Below are 17827 nucleotides of genomic sequence, written 5' to 3' on the forward strand. Positions count from 1 at the left end.
TATCGACACAGCAGTAGCAGAGGTAGCAGCAGTAACAGCAGTGATAGCGGCAGCAACAGCAGAACGAGGGCGGCTGTCAGCGCTCTCGCGGCTGGAGCGGTGACAGCAGTGCTGGCAGATGGCAATGACGGTGGCGGCGAATGCCGAAGTATGCGGACCGGGGCGCGGGAGCGCCCATGGACGCGGTGTGGGAAGGCGGGCTCGGGCGTGGCGGTGCAGGAGGCGAGAGGGGGCATGGGCGCGGGCGCCCATGAAGGCGGGTGCACGTGCGGGGACTGCCCGCATGGGGCGCGCGCGGGACACCGGCGCGCGGTCGCCGAGTTCCTGCTGAAGCGGGAGGAGTTCGCGTCGGGGCAGGGACTGCCGGCGGCCGTCGCGCACTCCGCCTCCGCCTCCCGCCAGTGGGTCTCCGACGAACTCACCCAGTCCGCCGCCCTCGTCGCCGAACGCGGCCGGGTCGAGGGCGAGGCCTGGCTGGCCCGCCTGTGGCTGCGCACGGCCGTCGTCGTCTGGGCCGCCGTCATCACCCTCCTCCTCGTCCAGTCCCTCACCGCGATCGGCGCGGGCTGGACGACGGCCCGCACTGCCGGCCTATTCGCCGCCCTGCTGGTCGCCGCGGCGCTGACGGGCGCCGGCTATCTGCACCGGGCGCGCGGCGGTGCCCTCGCCCCCGTCATCGGCGAGGACAACCGTCTCTCCACCTCCCGCGCCATCGCCGCCGGCTGGGTGCTCTTCGTCGTCTTCGTGGTCCTCGTCCTCGTCGGCCGCCTCGCCGCGGCCTCCGACCACCGCGAACGCGACACCCTCATCGCCGGCCTCGACCTTGCCCGCGGCGCCGGCATCGTGACCGTCCTCGCCGTCGTCTGCGGCATCGCCGTCCTGGTCCGCCGAGTGGTCGGCCTCCGCGTCCTCGCCCAACGCCTCCAGAAGGTCCGCGCCCACCGCCCCCGCGCCGCCGACCTCCTCACCGACGACTCCGGCCGCGGCAGCTTCAGCGACATCCAGTACGTGATCATCTGCACCGTCGCGCTCACCTTCGCGGCGGTCCGCCTCGCCCGCCGCCCCGACCAACTCCCCGACCTCCCCTGGGGCCTGGCCCTCCTCGTCCTGGTCTCTGCGGCCACCTACGTCGCCGGCAAGTACGCCGAGGGCGGCCGCCCCGTCATCCTCTCCGTCGTCCGTGCCCGCGAGGCCGGCGACCTCGACGCCCCCATCCGCAACGGCGACGACATCGAGATCCGCGGCTCCGGCTTCGTCCCACCCGGCGCCCAGACCGCCGACCACCTTTCCCGCATGGTCGTCCGCATCGGCCCCGTCCATGTCCACGTCCCCCTCGTCCCCGTCACCGGCGGCTTCAGCAACCCCACCGACGCGGTCCTCACCGCCCCCGTCCCCGCCGACGTCGAACCCGGCAAGGTCGAAGTCCAGGTCGTCACAGCAGCGGGCGTCGAAACCAACCGCTACACGATCGAGGTCTCGGCGGACTGATCGCTGATCGCTGATCGCCGATGGTTGGTGGTTGGTGGCTGGTGGTTGGGGGCCGGTGGGGGCGCGGGTGGGAGGCGGCGAGCGGAAGTCGGCCGACTGTCGGTTGGTGAGAAGGGCATTGGTTCGGCGGTCGGTTGGAAGGGCTCGGGGAGCGGGAGTCGGTCCTGGGCTGGTGGGCTTCGGGGGTGGGGGATCGGGTCGGCTGGCGGGCCTATGGGCTCGTGGGACCGGGGTGAGCGCGGCCGGTGGGGGCGGGAAACCGGGTCGGCTATCGGCTGGTCGGCGTAAGGGAACCGGGTTCGGTAACTGAGGTTCGGGGCTGGGGCGACGGTAGTCGTCGGCTGGTCCGGCATGGGAGACGGGACGACCGCGACTGGTGCGGCGCGGCATGACGGGCGGCCGGGGCCAGAAGCCGGCGGTGGTTCAGGGGGCCGGGAGCCCCGGGTGACTACTATCCGACCCGCCCCGTCAGGATGCGGCCGACGCGCGCCCGCTGGAGCGGCTGCCAAGGCGTCGGGGCGGGACGAAGCCGTGGGCGTGCCGCCCGCCCGGGCCCGGTAGCGCACGCGCGGGCGGGTCGAATGGGGCGCAGCCCCTTGGGATGGGACGGGTAGGGGCGGCGGGGGCGAGACGGTCCCCGGGACCCCAGGCCTGCGCCACCCCAGACAAGGCACTCCGACCCGGAAAAACACGCCCGAACCATTGAGCACCCCCACCCCTCTGAACGTATCGTCTGTTGAGGGGTCAACGGCACGGCGGACAAGAGGCGGCGCAGACCATGACTCACGACATTCGCTCGGACTCCCACACCCCCTATTACGACGGCGGCCCCGACTGGCGTGACACCGCCACCCGCTACGCCCTCCTCCCCCTACGCGTCTTCCTCGCCGTCACCTTCATCTACGCCGGCCTGGACAAACTCACCGACAGCGCGTTCATGGCGGCCTCCGGTTCCGGCTCCATCGGCGACATGATGAGCGCCGCCCGAGACTCCTCCGCCATCCCAGCCATGATCGACATGGCCTTGAACAACCCCGTCGGCTTCGGCTACGCCATCGCCATCGGCGAACTCGCCGTCGGCATCGGCACCCTCCTCGGCTTCCTCACCCGCCTCGCCGCCTTCGGCGGAGCCCTGATCTCCCTGAGCCTCTGGCTCACGGTCAGCTGGTCGGCATCCCCCTACTACTACGGCAACGACCTCCCCTATCTCATGGCCTGGATCCCCCTGATCCTCGCCGGGGCCCCGGTCCTCTCCGTGGACGCCGCCATCCGCTCCCGCCGCCGAGGCGGCACCAGCAGGCACCGCGCGGACACCTACCACTGAGCCCCACAACGCCCCGCCCCGCCATAACCGCCCAGCGCATCCGCCGCTCACTCACTGCAGCCAACCGGCACCGCAGCCAGCACCGCAGCCCAAGCGGCGCACGGCCCAGCTGGCCCACGGGCTCCCCACCATCACAGCGCGGCCAGTGCGGCCCGCGACGGGCACAGCGACCGAGCCACCCCCAACCGTTTCAGGCCGCACTCGCCGGTCCTCCTCCGGTACTCACCCGCACCCCCATGCCGCCGCCGGTCCTCGACCTCGTCGGCTCCCACCCGCCGGGTTTCAACCTCGCCGACTCCCACTCGCCGATGCTCAGCCGCGCCCCTCCCTCCCCACCGACCCACCCACTCCCGCCGCTCCCGGCGGCTCCGCCGATCCTCCCGGGCCCGTCGCTCCCGTGGCCCCCCTCGCTCCTGTCCACCCCGCGCCCCGCGGTCCCCGTATCGCATGGTCCAGGGAAGCCACCGCCCCCGCGAGGCACAGCCCTCCGACCACGAGCGGTATCACCACGAACCAGGGGGTGTCCCACGCGCCCGCCGCATCGCCCAGGTACACGACACCGGCGCCCGTGAGGAAGAGGCCGGCGACGAGATTCCCCGGCCGGAACTCATGCCGCAGCACGGGCCACCTCCGCCTGTCCCAGACCGACTTCGAGGTCGATGGTGAGCGTCCCGCCGCTGCCCGAGCCCTTCTCGGGGGCCAGCGTCAGCCGATCCCTCTTGTCCGGTGCCACGTCCACGTCCTCCTTGTCGTCACCCGGCAACTGGATGTCACCCAGGCCCACTTCGATGTCGAGCCGCACGGTCACGTCCGGTGGAACCACCACCTTCACCTTGCCCGCGCCCACCTCCACGCTCGTGGTCAGCGACTTTCCCTTCGGTATGTCCACCCCGGACAGGTCCAGCGTGCCCACGCCGGTCCCCAGCTCGTACCGGGCCGCCACGCTCTCCGCGTTCCGCGGGGTCCATTTCGTACGGGCCCAGTCGGTGGTGATGTTCGACGGAAGGGCCGCCGTGCACGCGAGGAGGCCTGCCGTTGCTACCGCCAGGAAGATCGAGCCCGCTCCCGTACGGCCGAGGAAGGCGCTGAAAGCTATGCCCAGACCGAGCACGGTCAGCGCGCAGGCCAGACCGGTCTGCAGGCTGGCGGCCAGGGTGCGGTCGTCCCAGGTGGCACTGGTACCGATGCCGCCGGCGACCAGCGCCAGAAGGAAGATCCAGCCGCCGATCCAGCGCGGCCCCCGCGGCTTCGGCGGACGCGCTATACGTATGTCCTGGCGGGTGGGCCGCACGCCCCGGGCGATGTTGACGGCCGCTGCCATGTCCCGATCGCGGGCCTCCCACGGGCCCCACAGATAGCCCGTGCCGCCCACATGGGTGCCGTCCTTCACTATGGGGTCCCGCCACCACGATGGGTAGGCGGAGGCCACGGGGGGTGCCTGGGCCTCCGGCGGGGCATCGGCCACCGCCTGCGCGGCCAGCGGATCGGGGTCGGGGGTGCCGCGGTGCTGCGACCAGTACCCCGCGCCGGCCAGGAGCAGGGAGACGACCACCGAGAAGGTAAGGACGGTGGTGTTGCTCAGCATGGTGAGGAAGACGCCGCAGCCGACCAGCGCGAAGAGCACGGCCGTGAGGCCCTGGCCGTCGACCCGGCCGGTCAGCAGCTTGCGTACCTCGTTCTCCTCCTCGTCGTCGTACGCCACGAACAACCAGGCGAAGCCGTAGAAGAAGAGGCCGAGGCCACCGGTGAGGGAAAGCACCGCCAGCACCACGCGGAAGATCACCGGATCCATGTCGCACTGCCGTCCGAGCCCGGCACAGACACCGCCCAGCATCTTGTACCGCCGATCGCGGCGGAACCGGTGTGGGGCGCCGGGGCCACCGCCAGGATCATCGGGGCCGACGGCATCCGATCGACCCGCATTCGATCGCCCCGCATCCGATCGGCCGGCGTCGGATCGATCCGTATCTGGCCGTCCCGCGTCCGATCGATCCGCGTGGGCGCCCGCGTCCGCCTGCGGGCCCGCGCCTACGCTTGTGCCTGCGCGCGCACCCGCGCCCCCGTGCGCGCGCGGCTCCTGCGAGCCCGTGCTCGGTGGGGGCGCGGCGTCCTGCGGCTCGGAGGTGGGCCGCAGACCGTCCGGACCCGAGCTGGGGCCCGGCTCCGCTGCCGCGTCGTGGTGATCCGTCATGCGTCCATCGTGACCGCCGAGCCGGTCCGATGGCAGTCGGGATGACCCTGGTCGAACCCTGATATCCGCTTGGGGGAAGCGTTCGATCACGCCTGTCTCGAAGATCAGGGGCCTCTCGGGGGTCGACCCTGATGCCTGGCTCCGCCATGCGTGTGAATATCGATGGCATGCCGGAAGCCGCAGCACAGCCAGTCGACACTCCGCGGCCCCCGCGCAAGCTCTACCGCAGCAGCGACGGACGCTGGCTCGGAGGCGTGGCGCGAGGGCTAGCCGGACATCTCGGCCTGCCTGTGACCTGGGTGCGGCTCGTGTTCGCAGGCCTCTTCCTGGCCGACGGCCTGGGCGCCCTCGTCTACGCGGCGTTCTGGTTCGTCGTCCCGCTCGGCGTGGGAGGCGTCGACAACCAGCGGCCTCCGGCCATCGCCACCGACACCTCACCCGACGGCCGCCGCCGGCTCGTGGCCCGCAAGCCCGACCGCGGCCAGATGGTCGCCCTTCTCCTCATGGTCGTCGTGGCCATGGTCTTCGTCGGCAATGTGAACCTCGGGGAAGGAGCCAGGGCCTATCTCTGGCCGACCGTGCTCGTCGCCGCCGGCGTCGCCCTGGTCTGGCGCCAGGCGGACAACGCGCGGCGGGCCCGCTGGGCCGAGGTCGGCCGTCGTCGGCGCACGATCACACTGTTGCGCTCCGTGGCCGGTGTCCTGCTGGTCACCGCGGGGGTCTCGGGGATATTCGTCCTCCAGGGCTCGGCCGCGCACCTCGGCTCGGTCCTGCAAGCAGCGCTCGCGGTCCTCGTGGGCATATCGCTGCTGGCCGGACCGTACCTCGTCCGTATGACCCAGGACCTCTCCGAGGAGCGCCTGATGCGCATCCGCGCCCAGGAGCGCGCGGAGGTCGCGGCCCATGTCCACGACTCGGTGCTGCACACACTGACGCTGATACAGCGGAACGCGGACAACCCGAACGAGGTCCGCCGCCTCGCCCGCGCCCAGGAACGCGACCTGAGGAACTGGCTGTACAAGCCCGAGGGCACCGGAAAGGACGAGGACGACGAGCCCGACACCCTCGCCGAGGCCGTACGGCGGAACGCGGCGGAGGTCGAGGACAAGCACGGCGTCCCCATAGAGGTGGTGGTCGTCGGTGACTGCCCGCTCGACGAGGGACTGACCGCGCAGATGCAGGCCGCACGCGAGGCGATGGTGAACGCCGCCAAGTACGGTGGCGAGGGCGGCGCCGTGCAGGTCTTCGCCGAGGTCGAGGGAAGGACGGTTTTCGTGTCCGTTCGCGACCGCGGCCCAGGCTTCGACCTCGACGCGATACCCGCCGACCGCATGGGCGTCAGAGAATCGATCATCGGCCGCATGGAGCGCAACGGCGGTACGGCACGGCTCCGAGCCGTGCCGGACGGCGGCACGGAGGTCGAGCTTGAGATGGAGAGGGCGGAGACGACGTCATGAGTGACGCGAACGGGGCGAACGACCTTGCCGCACAGGGCGGTTCGGGCACAGCGCCGAACGAGGGCCAGGGCGGTTCGGCCACGCGGGGCACGGGTTCGCCCGAGGGCCTGACCGGCGGGCCCGACCGGCAGGCCGCCGCGCCCGACCAACCCACCACGCCCGACGGCACCACCACGTCTGTCGCACCCGGCGCACCCGGCGTATCCGCGGCATCCGGCGCGGCTGCCGCACCCGTGCCGACCGGGCCCGGGCGGCATGTCCGGGTCGTGCTGGTGGATGACCACCGCATGTTCCGTACGGGGGTGCAGGCCGAGATCGGGCAGACGGACCGTACGGGGGTGGAGGTGGTCGGCGAGGCCCCCGATGTCGATCAGGCGGTCTCGGTGATCACGAGCACGCGGCCCGAGGTGGTGCTTCTCGATGTGCACCTGCCCGGCGGCGGTGGTGTCGAAGTCCTGCGCCGCTGTTCGGCGTTGATGGCGGATGCCGAGCAGCCCGTCCGCTTCCTCGCCCTGTCCGTGTCGGACGCGGCGGAGGATGTGATCGGGGTGATCCGGGGCGGTGCGCGCGGTTATGTCACCAAGACGATCACCGGCTCCGACCTGGTCGACTCCATCTTCCGGGTCCAGGAGGGCGACGCGGTTTTCTCTCCCCGTCTGGCCGGCTTCGTCCTGGACGCCTTCGCCTCCACCGACGCCCCGCCCGTGGACGAGGATCTCGACCGTCTCACCCAGCGTGAGCGCGAGGTGCTGCGGCTCATCGCCCGTGGCTATGCGTACAAGGAGATCGCCAAGCAGCTCTACATCTCGGTGAAGACGGTGGAGTCCCATGTCTCCGCCGTCCTGCGGAAGCTACAGCTCTCCAACCGCCACGAGTTGACGAGATGGGCGACGGCACGCCGCCTGGTGTGAGGCCGGGGGCCCCCGGCGCCGAGGTGCCGGTCACGCCGGTGCCGGGGAGGCGGCGTCGTAGGCGCCGGCGGTTGCCGGGGCGGTGCGGTCCGGGTGGCCCCGTCGGCGATGGGCAGCCCCACGACCAGCACAGGGACGCCTGCCGACGGTCCTCACTCGGGTCACCTGGCCAAGGCCACCGCCCCCCACCAAAGCCACCGCCCGCCAACACGACCGCCCGCCAACGCCACCGGTGACCGGCCACCCGGCACATGACCCCCTCAAGCCACCCGTGTAGCCCCCGCGTACGGCATCTCGTCCAGTGGTGCCACGCGTACCGGGGCCGAGGGGTTGGGGGCGTGGATCATCTGGCCGTTGCCGATGTAGATGCCCACGTGGCTGATGCCGGAGTAGAAGAAGACGAGGTCGCCGGGGCGGAGTTCGGAGCGGGCGATGCGGGGGCCGGCGTTGATCTGGGAGTAGGTGGTGCGGGGGAGGGAGACGCCGGCGGCGCGGTACGCGGCGAGGGTGAGGCCGGAGCAGTCGAAGGCGTTGGGGCCGGTGGCGCCCCAGACGTACGGGCTGCCGATCTTGGAGTAGGCGTAGGAGACGGCGGCGGCGGCGCGGGAGTTGGGGGCGTCGGCCGTGGCGGAGGTGGGGGAGACGGGGCCGGAGAGGCTGCGCTGGGCCGTGGTGGAGGAGCGGGAGGCGTGTCCCGTGGTGCCGTCACGGGAGTCGAGGCGGGTGCGGTCCTCGGTGGTGAGGCGGCCGAGCAGTTGACGGGCGTCGGTCAGTTTGGAGGTGACGGTTTTCTTGTGGCGTTTCAGTTCTGTCTGACGGGTCTTGAGCGTGCCCAGTTCGACGCGGGCGGCCCCGCGCAGCCGTTCGATCTCCAGCAGCTGTTTCCGTACGCTCGCCACATCCGCGGAGTGGCGGCTGCCGACGCGCTCGGCGAGGGCGGCGCCGTCCAGGTACTGGTCGGGATCGGCGGAGAGGGCGAGCTGCCAGGAGGGGTCGATGCCGCCGCCCCGGTACTGCGCCGCGGCCACCGAACCGAGTTCGTCGCGGGCGGTGTTGAGCCGTTCGGTGCGGCGGGCGGCCTGGTCGCGCAGTTCCTCGAGGTTCTCCTGCGCCTTGTCGGCCTTCTCCTTCGCGCCGTTGTACTTCTCGGTCGCGACCTCGGCCTGCTGGTACAGCTTGGCCACCTTCGCCCTGACCTGCTCCGGTGTGAGCTGGGGGTCGGCGTGCCCGGTGCCGTCGAAACCGGTCGCGGTCGCCGCGCCCGCGAGGGCGATCGTTGCGGCTGTGCGAGCCGTATGGCCGCCGAGCGAGCGCTGTCTGGGCTTGCGGTGCGCTGCCACGTGGAGTCCACGTCCTCTCCGTACGACCGCCGTCCGCAGTACGAACATCGTCTGTCCGTACGGACCGCCTGGGGGGAGCGGTTACGCGTCCGGCGGCGGCCCGCACAGGGGGAGCGGGACGCCGCCGGACCTTTCTCGGCGGTGGTGGCCGACTGCCGCCCCTGGCCCGGGCGGCGGTGGGGAGCCGGTCACCTGAGGGAGGACGCTAAACCTGGCTGTGAGGGCTCGGTAACGCGTTGTACGGAAGTGGCGCGCACCGGCAATGAGGTGACCGTATGTGATCGGAATCCTGGCCTGGCGCCGCCGACTTCACGCTGTGCGATGACCGATGCGGCGATTTCGGACCGCGCGAAGGAAGGGCGGTGCTATGGAGCGCATATATGCAAGATCATTCGGGGGTGCCGTTCGCGGTGATCCGGGAGTGCCCGCCCCGGTGCCCGAGGGGTCCCGGACCCCTCATTAGGCTCCGCGCATGGACGTACTCATCCACATCCTCGCGGCCCTCCACATCATCGGCATCGCCTCCCTCCTGGGTGGGTTCCTCACCCAGATGAAGGCCATGGGGCAGGGCACCGCCCGCTTCGTCCCCGCCATGCTGCACGGCGCCCTCACCATGCTCGTGACGGGTGTCCTCCTCGTCGGCCTCAACCAGGCCGACGACCAGCCCGTCAACAACATCAAGATCGGCATCAAGCTCGCCCTGCTGATCGTGATCCTCGGCCTGGTCTATGTGAAGCGCGACGAGGAGACGGTGGAGAAGCCGCTCTTCGCCCTGGTGGGCGCCCTGACCACGGCGAACGTCTTCATCGCGGTGCTCTGGACCTGAGGGGTCCCTCGGCCGAGCCCGTGGGACGGGCCCGGCCGAGGTCACGCCGGCCGCACCACGCTGTGGATCGAGGACTCGCCGTCGTAGAAGATCGACTCCTCGCGGACGTACGTGCCCGGCTTGGGGGCGTGGATCATCATGCCGTTGCCGATGTAGAGGCCGACGTGGCCGATGTTGTCGTAGAAGAAGACGAGGTCGCCCGGCTTGGCGTCGGCGAGGGGGACGGTGGTGCCCGCCTCGACCTGGTCGTAGGTGGTGCGCGGGAGGTCCACGCCGGCGGCCTTCCAGGCGGCCTGGGTGAGGCCGGAGCAGTCGTAGGAGCCGGGGCCGGTGGCGCCCCAGACGTACGGCTTGCCGATCTGGGCGCGGGCGAAGGCGAGCGCCTTGGTGGCCTTCGAGGCGTATGTGGAGTCCTCGACCGGAGCGGTGGTCCCGGTGGTGTCAGGCGACGTCTCCGTGCCGGTGGCGGTCCCGCCCTGGGGCTCCGGGGTCTCCTGGGAGTTCTGGGTCTCCTGGCTCGCCTGCGCCGCCTGCTGTCGCGCCACCTCCTCCGCCTTGCGGTCGGCCTCCTCCCGCTCGCGCTGTTCGATCGCGGCGAGCCGGGCCTTCTCCTGGGCGGTGAGGGTGGAGAGCAGTTCGCGGGCCTCGGCGAGCTTCGCCTGGACCTTGGCCTTGCTGGTCTTGAGGGCGTTCTGCGACTCGGTGAGCTTCTCGAGGCTGTCGCTCGCCGTCCGGCGCTGCTCCGCCGCGTCGGCCTGCTCGGTGACGTACGCGTCGACCGCTTGCTGCTGACGGTCCGTCAAGCGGTCCATCAGCTGGTTCTGGTCGAAGTAGTCCTGCGGGTTGTCCGCCAGGAGCAGTGAGGCCTGGTCGGGGGTGGCCGCGCCGGTGCGGTACTGGGCCGCCGCGAACGAACCCAGTTCCTCCCGCGCCTCGTTCAGCTTCTCCGTGCGCTCGGCGACGCCGTCGAGGAGGGTGTCGACCTTCTTCTTCTGCTTGGTCGTCCTCTCCTTGGCCGCGTTGTAGTTCTCGGTAGCCGACCCCGCCTGGCGGTAGAGGTCGTCGACCTTCTTCTCGACCTCCTCCAGGCTCGGCCTGTCGTCGGTGGAGGGTGCGGCGGTGGCCGTCTGGGAGAGCAGAGCCACGGAGGTCAGGGCGGCCGTGGCGAGAGCGGGGGTGCGTATGCCCGCGCGCGTCCGGCCGGCCGGACGCGGCTTGCGGTGCGGCGCCATGGTGCGGCGTCTCCTTCCGTTGTCCGCCTACCGAGTTAGCTGTCGGGTTCGGGCGCAAGCTTCGGAAGGTTTGCCCTACGGCCCTCGCCGCGTGCGGCGGTCGGGCCGATTCACCCCAGAGGTCGGTGGGTCCCCGGCTCCGGCGCCGGGAGAGGCGTACCGGACTCGGCGGAGGCCGTGCGGCCCGGCGACGTTCGCCGGTTGTGTCGTACGGCCCAAGGGAAGACGCTAGCCAACTCGTGTGGCCCGTGTGAAGGTTGATGTTCGATATGCCCGATACGTTTTCGTGACCTTAGCCTCTTCCGCGCGACAGGCGGTACGCTCGATCGCTCACCGTCGTGAGGTGGGCGCGGTGAGTGGTGGGTGTGCACTTCCCGGGGCGGCCTCTCGCTGTCAGTGGGGGCGCCTAGACTCGGAGAGCGATGAGCAGCCTCTTTGACGACAGCTTCCTGGCGGACCTCCAGGCCCCCCGCGGCCACGCGGAGGAGCCCCCGCCGCCGCCCGAGGACGATCATGTACCGGAGCCGCTTCCGGACGATCTGTTCGGCGGGAAGTTCGACGTGCCACCGGACCGCGACGAGTACTACCGGGACGGCGCCCCGCGCCCCGCCCTCGACGCGGCGGCCCTCCTGGACGGGCTGAACGAGAACCAGCGCGCGGCCGTGGTGCACGCCGGATCCCCCCTGCTCATCGTCGCCGGCGCGGGCTCCGGCAAGACCCGGGTGCTCACCCATCGCATCGCCCACCTGCTCGGCGAGCGGCAGGTCCACCCGGGGCAGATCCTCGCGATCACCTTCACCAACAAGGCCGCCGGCGAGATGAAGGAGCGCGTCGAGCAGCTCGTCGGCCCGCGCGCGCACGCGATGTGGGTCATGACCTTCCACAGCGCGTGCGTCCGGATCCTGCGGCGTGAGTCGAAGAAGCTCGGCTTCACGTCCTCCTTCTCGATCTACGACGCCGCCGACAGCAAGCGACTGATGGCGCTCGTCTGCCGTGATCTGGATCTCGACCCCAAGCGCTTCCCGCCCAAGTCCTTCAGCGCCAAGATCTCGAACCTGAAGAACGAGCTGATCGACGAGGAGGACTTCGCCGCCCAGGCCACCGACGGCTTCGAGAAGACCCTCGCCCAGGCCTACGCGCTCTACCAGTCCCGCCTCCGCGAGGCGAACGCGCTGGACTTCGACGACCTGATCATGACGACGGTCAATCTGCTGCGCGCCTTCCCGGACGTCGCCGAGCACTACCGCCGGCGCTTCCGTCATGTCCTCGTCGATGAGTACCAGGACACCAACCACGCCCAGTACGCCCTGGTCAGAGAGCTGGTCGGCACCTCCGAGCACCCGGTCGACGTACCGCCCAACGAGTGGGACGTGCCTCCGGCCGAGCTGTGCGTCGTGGGTGACGCGGACCAGTCGATCTACGCCTTCCGCGGCGCGACCATCCGCAACATCCTCCAGTTCGAGGAGGACTACCCGAACGCGACCACGATCCTGCTGGAGCAGAACTACCGCTCCACGCAGACCATCCTGAGCGCGGCCAACGCGGTCATCGAGCGCAACGAGTCCCGCCGCCCGAAGAACCTGTGGACCAACGCGGGCGCGGGCGCGCAGATCACCGGCTATGTCGCCGACACCGAGCACGACGAGGCCCAGTTCGTCGCCGACGAGATAGACCGCCTCACGGACGCGGGCGACGCGAAGGCCGGCGACGTCGCAGTCTTCTACCGGACGAACGCCCAGTCCCGTGTCTTCGAAGAGGTGTTCATCCGCGTCGGCCTGCCCTACAAGGTCGTAGGCGGCGTCCGCTTCTACGAGCGCAAGGAGGTCCGGGACGTCCTCGCGTATCTGCGGGTCCTGGCCAACCCGGAGGACTCCGTCCCGCTGCGCCGCATCCTCAACGTGCCCAAGCGCGGCATCGGCGACCGTGCCGAGGCGATGATCGACGCCCTCTCCCAGCGCGAGAAGATCAGCTTCCCGCAGGCGCTGAAGCGGGTGGACGAGGCGTACGGCATGGCGGCCCGGTCGACCAATGCGGTCAAGCGGTTCAACACGTTGATGGAGGACCTGCGGACCGTCGTCGAGTCCGGCGCCGGACCGGCCACCGTCCTGGAAGCCGTCCTCGAACGCACTGGCTATCTGGCCGAGTTGCAGGCCTCCACCGACCCGCAGGACGAGACGCGCATCGAGAACCTCCAGGAACTCGCCGCCGTCGCCCTGGAGTTCGAGCAGGAGGCTGGTGCCGGAGAGAGCGAGGCCGATGTCGAGGCGGCGGGTACGACAACCGTCGGGCTCTCCGACTTCCTGGAGCGGGTGGCGCTGGTCGCCGACTCCGACCAGATCCCCGACGAGGAGGAGGACGGCTCGGGCGTGATCACGCTCATGACCCTCCACACCGCCAAGGGCCTGGAGTTTCCGGTGGTCTTCCTCACCGGCATGGAGGACGGCGTCTTCCCGCACATGCGCGCCCTCGGCCAGACCAAGGAGCTGGAGGAGGAGCGCCGCCTCGCGTACGTGGGCATCACCCGCGCACGGGAACGGCTCTATCTCACCCGGTCGACGCTGCGCAGCGCCTGGGGTCAGCCCTCGTACAACCCGCCGTCCCGGTTCCTGGAAGAGATCCCGGCCACTCACCTGGAGTGGAAGCGCACGGGCGCCTCCGCACCGGTGTCCTCGGGTCCGGCGGCCGGCATCGCGGCCTCGCTGTCGTCCTCCCGCTCCCGTTCCTCGGCCCGCGGCGCGTCCGGCTTCGCGACCCGCCGCGGCGACGAGAAGCCGGTGGTCTCCCTCGCCGTGGGCGACCGCGTCACCCACGACCAGTTCGGCCTCGGCACGGTCGTCGGCGTCGGGGGCTCGGGAGCGAACGCGGAGGCGACGATCGACTTCGGCGACACCAAGCCCAAGCGCCTGCTGCTGCGGTACGCACCGGTGGAGAAGCTGTAGCGGAGGGGCCGCGCCGCGCGACGACGCGGCGCGTGACGACGCGGCGCGTGACGACGCGGCGCGTGACGACGGCGGGCCCCTGCTCGGCAGGGGCCCGGTCTTCGTGTCTGTGCGCTGCGCCCGCGTGAGGCGTGACGGTTACGTCGGGTCCAGCCCGTGGCTGCGCAGCCACGGGAGCGGGTCTATGGCGGAGCCGCCCGCCGGGTGGACCTCGAAGTGCAGGTGGGGACCGGTCGAGTTGCCCGAGTTGCCCGAGTAGGCGATGGTGTCGCCGGCCTTGACGGTCGTACCGGAGGCGACCTTGTACGTCGAGAGGTGGCAGTACCAGGTCTCGGTGCCGTCCTTGGCGGTCACGATGACCATGTTGCCGTAGGCGCTGTTCCACTGGGTGCGCACGGTGCCGTCGGTCGCGGCCATCACCGGGGTGCCGTACGAGACGGGGAAGTCGATACCGGTGTGCAGGGACATCCAGTTGACGCCGGACTGTCCGTAGTACGCGCTGAGCCCGTGCTTGGCGACCGGCAGCGCGAACTTCGGCCGCAGTCGCTCCTTGCGGGCGGCCTCGGCGGCGGCCTTCTTCTGCTCCAGCTCCTGCTGGGCCTTGAGGTCGATGCGCTCCTGCGTCCGGCTGGCCCGGTCGGCGAAGTCGTCGGCCTCGGCGGAGAGGCTCTCCAGCTGGGTGTCGAGCTGGTTGTTGGCGGTGGACGGCTTCACGGCGGTGGCGTCCGACTTGACCGACGCCGTCGTCTCCGTGTCGTCCGACGTGGCACCGACCGAGGCGGCCGCGATCCCCGCGACCCCCATGACACAGGCCGACGGAACGGCCACGGTCAGCAGGGCGGAACGTTTGGCCGGAGGCTTCCGGCGCGACCGCGATGCCGCGCGGGTGGCGGCCCGGCCGGGGCCGGCGCTCCTGGTGGCCGCCGCGGTGACCTCTTCCTCGCCGTCGAGGAGGGCCGAGCGGTCCGCGCCGTCGGTCTCAAACTCGCCGTCCGCCGACCGGTGTTCGTCGTGGTCGTACGGGGCGATCTGCTCGAAGGTGGCGGTCGCCTGCTGGTGGAAGTCCGCGGCCTCGGCCGAGAGGTCCACCACGACGGTCTGCGGGTGCTCGTGGGCGTCGTACGGCTCGGGGGCGCCGCCACCGTGCTCGTCGCCGACGGGGGTGCCGTCGCTGTTCCACTGGGTGGCGTCGAAGGCGCCCGTGTCGAAGTGCTGGGTGCCGATCCACTGCTGGGTCTGGCCGGTCTGTCCCAACTGGTCCGCGTCGTCGGACTGTTCGGGCTGGAGCCAGCCGCTCGCGTCCCACTGGCCGCTCGCGTCGGGGCCGGTCGGCTGCGTCGGGACCTGGGAGAGGTGCTCGTAACCGGACGACCAGGACGTCGAGTCGTAACTGCCCGTGTCGTACGCGGCCTGGTGCTGTGCGGCGTACGGGTCGTAGTTCAGCGTCTGGTGGCTGCCCGTCGACCACTGGGTGGCGTCGTAGGAGCCGGTGCCGCCCTCGTTGCCCGGCATGTCGCCGAAGAGGGGGTCGACCGCGAAGGTGCCCGTAGCGTTCCCGGGGGTGCCGGTTTCAAAACCGGTGGCGGGGTAATCGCCGTACGTGGTGAAGTCGCCGTAGCCGGCTTCCTGGTGGCCGTACGACGCGTAGTGCGCCGGGTCGGCTTCAGAAGCCGGAGTCGGGGGTGTTGCGGTCCCCGACGGGTGACGATCGTTCACCAACTTCTCTTTCGCCTCGACGACAGGGGCTGGCAGAGCAGTGCGGTGACTGTACCCGGCGGTATGCGGGCGCGACAATCTTCAACGGGTTTCACGCGCGCAGGAAACGGGCATTCGAGCGTCTTTCGGCGGTCTGTGGGCACGACTTTGGCCTGGCGTTCGAAGGTTGTTCGATAGTCGACCACTGTGTGCGGCATGTGGGACGCCCGTGGGGACGGGGGCGAGACGTTTCTCCGGGTGATCGCGGGTCGAGTGTGGGGCGCGTGGTTGCCGTAGGGAGGGGTGTCGCGAGTCGGACGCGTGGCGGGGGCGCGTGGAGGTGCGCCGCGTTTACCGCCTTACGTCCGTGTTCTGCCGCCCTGTGGCGAGCGTCACTGTCGCGCTTCGGTTCATGCCACCGTCAGGCCGCCCGGGCGGGCGGTGGTGCGGGCGCCCGTCCGTGAGGTGTCGAGGGCCTCCCGGATTCCGGTGGCCACGGCGGGGTGCACGGGCAGCGCGAGGTGGCCGATCCCGGTGACCCTGATGTTCTGCGCCATCAGATCCGGATGGTCGACGCAGGCGCTCTCCGGCGGAGTCATCACATGGTCGAAATCGCTCCAGAACGCCACGAAATGGGTACGGCAGCCCGGCGCCGGCTCCCGTAGTTCCTCCATGACCTCCGAATCGGGCCGCATCTGCCGGACGATCGGATGGGCGTCCGCAAGCGGCACGGCCCGGGTGCCACCGTGCGGGGTGCCGAGCGTGACGAGCGTACGGACGCGGTGGTCGCCGCCGAGCCGCTGCACGTAGTACCGGGCTATCAGTCCGCCCAGGCTGTGGCCGACGACGTCCACCTGCTCCTGGCCCGTGCGCTCGCAGATGTCCTCGATGTGCCGGCCGAGCAGGTCGGCGGCCGCGCGGATGTCGCAGGTGAGGGGCGAGTAGTTGAGCGACTCGAGGTGACGGCCGCCGTGCTGCGCGAGGGAGCGGCGCAGCAGGACGAAGACCGAGCGGTTGTCGATGAAGCCGTGCAGCAGGACGACCGGGGGCTTCTCCTCGGTCGGGAGCCGGGGTGCGTCGGACGGGGGGAGCTGAGGGGTGATCCTCCGCTCCTGCGTCATTCCCGACGGATAGAGCAGCAGATGCCCCGCGAGGATCGCCAACTCCAGTGCGGTCGCCTTGAGAAGGGCCACGGACAGGCCTGTCAGCCGGGTCGGCAGGATCCGCTCGCAGAGCGGAACCAGGGGCGCTATCGCGCTGGTGACCTTCATGCCCGACCTCCCGTCGGCAGACGGGAGGACGCCTCTGTCCCCCGTGTGCCCTAGTGGAGATGCCGGCGGTGCGGGCGGCGGACGGCGGGAGCGATGCGACGTGACGCGGTGCGTGTGGCATGCGTGACGTGCGGTGCGTGTGCGGCGTGTGAGGCGCCGATCACGCGACGCGGGGTCCAGCCCTTCTGACTCCCCGCTGCCCTGCCCTCTGCCGTCTGCCGGGTGCCGATCCGTCCCGCCACCGTGGCCTACCGCGGACGGTGGGTCGGTGCGGCCCCTTCCGACGACTCTCCTTGCGCATGCCTCCCCGTGGCGCGCACGCCACGGGAGCCTCCGGCCGGCGGCCCCCGGAAGCGATCCGGCTGCCGCGATCACCTCCGTGATCACCTAGGTCCCCGCGACGCGTGAGCCGCGGAATCCGGGAGCGGTGCGCGGCGAACGTGTCCCACCGTGTGATTTCCCCCTCGCTCCCCAGTGCGAAACAGCCGGTTGCGGGATCCTGGAGATAACGTTCGTTCACTTCCCTGGTGTGCGGTGTGGGTAGGTGTTCCATGGACCCGAGCCGTGATGTGTGCGGTTCGCCTGGTTCGTGCGGCAGATTCCGCCGCGTTCGTCATGGGTCGGTGCAGTCGTTTCATGGAGGCAGTGATGGGTGTGGCAGCCGGTCCGATCCGCGTGGTGGTGGCCAAGCCGGGACTCGACGGCCACGATCGCGGGGCCAAGGTGATCGCGCGGGCGCTGCGCGACGCCGGTATGGAGGTCATCTACACCGGCCTCCACCAGACTCCCGAACAGATCGTCGGCACGGCGATCCAGGAGGACGCCGACGCGATCGGCCTCTCCATCCTCTCCGGCGCCCACAACACGCTCTTCGCGGCCGTCATCGAACTCCTCAAGGAGCGCGACGCCGAGGACATCCTCGTCTTCGGGGGCGGCATCATCCCCGAGGCGGACATCGCTCCGCTGAAGGACAAGGGAGTGGCCGAGATCTTCACGCCGGGGGCGACGACGGCGTCGATCGTGGAGTGGGTACGGGCGAACGTGAGGCAGCCGACCGGGGCGTGAGGGGGCGGCGTGCGTGGTCGGGTGCGGGTCCGGTGGGGCTTCTCGCGCAGTTCCCCGCGCCCCTGAAATGCCGAGCAGGGGCTACGCC

At 70.9% G+C, this 17827-nt stretch carries 12 protein-coding genes and 1 riboswitch; of the genes, 7 read left to right on the top strand and 5 right to left on the bottom strand.

The window, feature by feature from the left end:
* Positions 1 to 207 precede the first annotated feature (207 nt).
* Positions 208 to 1488: a hypothetical protein gene (locus HW837_RS21520; RefSeq protein ID WP_371271451.1), complete on the top strand. Its 1281-nt coding sequence runs from the start codon at positions 208 to 210 to the stop codon at positions 1486 to 1488.
* Between the two features lie 778 nt (positions 1489 to 2266).
* On the top strand, positions 2267 to 2812 hold the full coding sequence (locus tag HW837_RS21525) for a DoxX family protein (protein ID WP_045559521.1): 546 nt from the start codon (positions 2267 to 2269) through the stop codon (positions 2810 to 2812).
* Positions 2813 to 3419: 607 nt separating this feature from the next.
* On the opposite strand, the gene HW837_RS21530 is transcribed toward HW837_RS21525, so the two are convergent.
* Entirely contained in the window at positions 3420 to 5003 is a 1584-nt protein-coding gene (locus HW837_RS21530) for a PspC domain-containing protein (RefSeq protein WP_193380563.1), read from the bottom strand.
* A 167-nt stretch (positions 5004 to 5170) separates the two neighbouring features.
* Between HW837_RS21530 and HW837_RS21535 the strand changes: the two genes are divergently transcribed.
* Both HW837_RS21535 and HW837_RS21540 read left to right on the top strand, forming a co-directional pair.
* Positions 5171 to 6460 carry an ATP-binding protein gene (locus HW837_RS21535; protein ID WP_045559523.1) on the top strand — a complete coding sequence of 430 codons (1290 nt, stop codon included), beginning with the start codon at positions 5171 to 5173 and terminating at the stop codon, positions 6458 to 6460.
* Between the two features lie 233 nt (positions 6461 to 6693).
* Positions 6694 to 7371, top strand: a complete 678-nt coding sequence (locus HW837_RS21540) for a LuxR C-terminal-related transcriptional regulator (protein ID WP_063819850.1) — start codon at positions 6694 to 6696, stop codon at positions 7369 to 7371.
* 260 nt (positions 7372 to 7631) lie between these two features.
* Here HW837_RS21540 and HW837_RS21545 read toward each other — a convergent pair whose 3' ends face one another.
* Positions 7632 to 8711: a C40 family peptidase gene (locus HW837_RS21545; RefSeq protein WP_060883585.1), complete on the bottom strand. Its 1080-nt coding sequence runs from the start codon at positions 8709 to 8711 to the stop codon at positions 7632 to 7634.
* A gap of 472 nt (positions 8712 to 9183) precedes the next feature.
* On the opposite strand from HW837_RS21545, the gene HW837_RS21550 reads away from it, so the two are divergent.
* A complete protein-coding gene (locus tag HW837_RS21550; RefSeq protein ID WP_193380565.1) occupies positions 9184 to 9537 on the top strand; it encodes a hypothetical protein in 354 nt (117 codons plus the stop codon).
* Between the two features lie 41 nt (positions 9538 to 9578).
* On the opposite strand, the gene HW837_RS21555 is transcribed toward HW837_RS21550, so the two are convergent.
* Positions 9579 to 10769, bottom strand: a complete 1191-nt coding sequence (locus tag HW837_RS21555) for a C40 family peptidase (protein ID WP_193380566.1) — start codon at positions 10767 to 10769, stop codon at positions 9579 to 9581.
* A 9-nt stretch (positions 10770 to 10778) separates the two neighbouring features.
* A riboswitch (cyclic di-AMP (ydaO/yuaA leader) is annotated at positions 10779 to 10936 on the bottom strand.
* A 255-nt stretch (positions 10937 to 11191) separates the two neighbouring features.
* On the opposite strand from HW837_RS21555, the gene pcrA reads away from it, so the two are divergent.
* Positions 11192 to 13708 carry a DNA helicase PcrA gene (pcrA, locus tag HW837_RS21560; RefSeq protein WP_193380567.1) on the top strand — a complete coding sequence of 839 codons (2517 nt, stop codon included), beginning with the start codon at positions 11192 to 11194 and terminating at the stop codon, positions 13706 to 13708.
* 138 nt (positions 13709 to 13846) lie between these two features.
* On the opposite strand, the gene HW837_RS21565 is transcribed toward pcrA, so the two are convergent.
* Both HW837_RS21565 and HW837_RS21570 read right to left on the bottom strand, forming a co-directional pair.
* The gene (locus tag HW837_RS21565) at positions 13847 to 15424 is read right to left on the bottom strand and encodes a M23 family metallopeptidase (RefSeq protein WP_093790416.1); all 1578 of its coding nucleotides are present in this window, start codon (positions 15422 to 15424) and stop codon (positions 13847 to 13849) included.
* 389 nt (positions 15425 to 15813) lie between these two features.
* Complete coding sequence (locus tag HW837_RS21570) at positions 15814 to 16674, bottom strand: esterase/lipase family protein (RefSeq protein WP_060883581.1); 861 nt, start codon at positions 16672 to 16674, stop codon at positions 15814 to 15816.
* 648 nt (positions 16675 to 17322) lie between these two features.
* Between HW837_RS21570 and HW837_RS21575 the strand changes: the two genes are divergently transcribed.
* A complete protein-coding gene (locus tag HW837_RS21575) occupies positions 17323 to 17739 on the top strand; it encodes a coenzyme B12-dependent isobutyryl CoA mutase small subunit (RefSeq protein ID WP_045559529.1) in 417 nt (138 codons plus the stop codon).
* The last annotated feature ends 88 nt before the right edge of the window (positions 17740 to 17827 follow it).

The organism is Streptomyces caniscabiei, from assembly GCF_014930365.1.
GTDB lineage: Bacteria > Actinomycetota > Actinomycetes > Streptomycetales > Streptomycetaceae > Streptomyces > Streptomyces caniscabiei.